The organism is Kitasatospora sp. NPDC059747, from assembly GCF_042732955.1.
Lineage (GTDB): Bacteria > Actinomycetota > Actinomycetes > Streptomycetales > Streptomycetaceae > Kitasatospora.
Genome location: NZ_JBHWGV010000251.1, coordinates 1 through 3,387, shown reverse-complemented (window position 1 = coordinate 3,387; position 3,387 = coordinate 1). Strand labels below are relative to the sequence as shown.

Here is a 3,387-nt window from a genome sequence, read left to right as displayed (position 1 = left end):
CCGCCGCGGCGGGCGCCGGGGGGGGCGCGCGCGCGCCCGCCCCCCCCCCCGCTCACTCTCGCGCGCGCGCCGGCGCCGGCGCCCCCGCCCCCCCCCCCCCCCAGTAGTCAATCCGCGCTTCCGGGCGCTCACGCCCCGCCGGTGTGGACGCTGAACGCCGAGCGACGGGCCGCCCGGGCCACGCCCGGGTCCGGGTGCACGCCCGACACCGCCGTCAGCACCGAGGCCGCCCGCGGGTGCCCCGACTGCCGGGCCCGGGCGAACAGCCGCACCGGGTCGCCCGCCGAGGCGCCCTCCACGTGGCCGACCAGCAGCTCGGTCTCGCCGTGGTCCAGCACCGCGGCCGCCGTGTCCACCCAGAGCCAGGCCGCATCCTCGGCGCCCAGCACGTCGGCCGGGGACACGCCCTCGTCCGACTGCTCCGCGAGCCACAGCAGCGCGTACGGGCGCAGCACCGGCTCGTCCACGGCCGCGCGCACCGCCTGCTCGGCCGTGCCCCCGGCCACCCGCAGCGCCTCGAAGGCCAGGCCGCGCACGAGCGCGTCGTCGCCCTGGGCGGCGTCCAGCAGCTCCGCCACGGCACGGTCCGCCGGGCGGGCCGCCACCCAGGCGCGGTACTCGGCCCGGGCCGGGCCCGGCGAGTAGTCGGCGCAGGCGTTCAGCAGCTCGTAGGCGCTCTGCTCGATGTGGCCGGCCGCGGTCTGGGCGACCGTGCAGATCTCCTCCAGCTTCGCCCGCACCGCCCAGTGCCCGAGCGGCGACAGCTCGGCGGCGTCGTTCCGGCGCACCACGGCGCCGACGGCCGCGAGGCCGTCCAGCATCCAGTCCAGGACGGCGGCGACGTCCGCCGGCGCGGCCGGGGTGTCGATCTGCGGCTCGCGGCAGGTGCCGCGGACCGCCGACACGGCGGAGGCGGCGTGCGGCACGGGCGACAGGCCCACGCCCCCGCTGCCGCCGACCCGGCGCTCGTCCAGGCCGCGGCGCAGCAGCTCCAGGAGCTCGCTGTCGGCGACCGGGCCGGCCACCAGGTGCAGGAAGGAGAGCAGCTGCGGGGCCTGGTCCACGGCCTGGCCGGCCAGCACCGTGAAGACGCCGCGCAGGGCGGCCGGCGGGACCGGCGCGAGCAGCGTCCAGGCGTCGAACAGCGCGGACCAGCCGCGCACCACGGCCTCGTCGTCGTGCTCCCAGGCGTGCAGCCGCCAGCCCGGCCCGGCGCCGCCGTCGCGGGCCTCGACCAGGCCGACCAGCAGCGCCTGGCCCCAGGCCTTGGCCGCGGCGCCGACCGTCATGGCCAGTGCGCGGCCCGCCGCGCGGGCGTCCTCGGGGAGCAGTTCGCCCCGCTTGTCGACCTCGCCGAGCTCCCCCGCCCAGCGGGCGATCCGGACGGCGTCCACCAGCATCCGGCGGGCCAGCGGAGCCAGCTCGGCGGGGGCGGGGAAGCCGTCCGGCACGGGGACCCGGCCGCGGCCGGGGGCGGGTGCGGGGCCTCGTCGGCGGGGTACGCCGCCCCCGCCCGGCCTGGCCCCGACGGGCCGGTGGGCCGTACCGGGGAGGCGGGTCACCGTCGCACCGGTACCGATCGTCGGTGGGAGCGGGGCATCACGGTCGCGCGGGTTCCGAGACGTCACGTCGAGCAGTCTTCCCCTTGTACCGGCCTTCTGTCACATCCGGTTGGTTGTACGGGCGGGCGGGTTGTGGCAGCACCTCCGCAAGATCGGGCAACAGCGGCAAACCGCCTGGCCGGAATCGTGTGGCGGGCTCATGCCAGGCCCGTTTGCGGTGGTCACGGGGGGTGTTCGAACGGATACGGAAAGGGCTGCGGCGAGGGGTGAATGGCCGACTCTCGCGGTGTCGCCGACGGATGGAGGCGGGAATGCGCGCACCGGGCACGCCCGCCGGGAGTGCTCCGGGTGGATGCGGATCGGCCAGGTCGGCGAGGGCGGGACCGGTGGCGGAAATCGACCGCGCCGACTTCCCGTTCCGGCGGAATCGGCTTCCGGTGCCCGGGTGGCGCGCGATGACGGGTGGGGGGAATTGCAAGAACGGAGGAAGCGGGGGCCGGACCGGGGAATGACCGGCCGGAATGCCCCGGATTAACGGCAGCCGGTCCGGATCAGAGGAGGGGGGTGAGCCAGCGCCGGAGGAGTTCCGAGTAGTGCGCGGGGTCGGAGTTCCAGAGGGCGGTGTGGTCCGCGCCCGGGAAGGCCCGGAGGCTGACGACGTCGGGACGGGCCGTGGCGAGGTGCCGGGCGGCGCGGAACGGCGCGATCGGGTCGTCCGGGCTGTGCAGGACGAGGGTCGGCACGCGCAGGTCGGCCCCCTCGGCGAGGCGCGCGAAGTCGGCCAGGTCGACCCCGGTGCGGCCCTCCGCGGCCAGCGCGCCGAGCTCGGCGACCGGCCTGGAGTAGCCGGCCCGGACCGCGTCGCGGCGGGCAGTGGCGGGCAGGTCGAGCACCGGCGAGTCCAGGACGATCCCGGCGATCGCCCCCGCCCAGGCCGAACGGGCCGCGGCGTGCAGGCACATCGTGGCGCCCACCGACCAGCCGTAGAGGATCACCCGGCCGGCGCCGCTGTCGAGGGCGAGCCGCACGGCCGACTCCACGTCGCGCCACTCGGTCTCGCCGAAGTGGCCGAGCCCGTCCGGCGAGGCGGGGGCGCCCTGATCGCCGCGGTAGGTCACGGCGAGGGCGGGCAGCGCCAGGCGCTGGAGGACGGGCAGCACGGGGAGCGTCTGGGCGCGGTCGGCGCCGGGGCCGTGCACGAGGACCACCCAGGTGCCGCGCTTGCCGTCCAGGCGCCAGGCGGGCATCGCGCCCAGCTCGCCGGCGACGGCGGTCTCGGTGAACGGGAGGCCGAGGGAGGTCGTCGGGTCGCCGAGGTGCACGCGCGGGGTGAAGCGGACCTCGGTGCCGGGCGTCAGGGTGCCCCGGTCGGCGCGGACCAGGCGGCGGGTGACGCCCTGTTCGTCGCTGTGCAGGATGTCGTCGACGACGGCGTGGCCGTCGCCGTCCCACTCCAGCGCCCAGCGGCCGGGGTGGAGGGCCGCGGGCGTCCGGTTGAAGGTGATCCGGCCGGCGGCGAGGCTCTGCACCAGGACGGGGCCGGACTCCAGCACGGCGGTCTCCGGCCGCACGAGCCGCTCGGACGCCCGCCGGCCGACGACCAGCACGGCGACCCCGGTGCCGACGGCGGCTGCCGCCACGGCGGCTGCGGTTCCCCAACGCATATCGCTCCCCGCTCTGTGAGTCTGCTGGGGACAAGTTCACTGGCGGGTGGGAGCGGGGGCCAGTGGGATGGGCTGTACGGGGGACGGGGTGGGGGGGCGGGGGCGCCCGCGGGCCGGGGGCCGGGGGGGCCGCGCCCGGAGCGGGAGGGGGGGGTGGGCGC

General features: G+C 78.0%; 2 protein-coding genes. Both read right to left on the bottom strand.

The window, feature by feature from the left end; translation table 11 throughout:
* Positions 1 to 128: 128 nt before the first annotated feature.
* Positions 129 to 1,451 (bottom strand): hypothetical protein, encoded by a 1,323-nt coding sequence (locus tag ACFV4G_RS43180; RefSeq protein ID WP_380449099.1) that lies wholly within the window; start codon positions 1,449 to 1,451, stop codon positions 129 to 131.
* Positions 1,452 to 2,113: 662 nt separating this feature from the next.
* A complete protein-coding gene (locus tag ACFV4G_RS43175; RefSeq protein ID WP_380449097.1) occupies positions 2,114 to 3,202 on the bottom strand; it encodes an alpha/beta hydrolase family protein in 1,089 nt (362 codons plus the stop codon).
* Between the last annotated feature and the right edge of the window lie 185 nt (positions 3,203 to 3,387).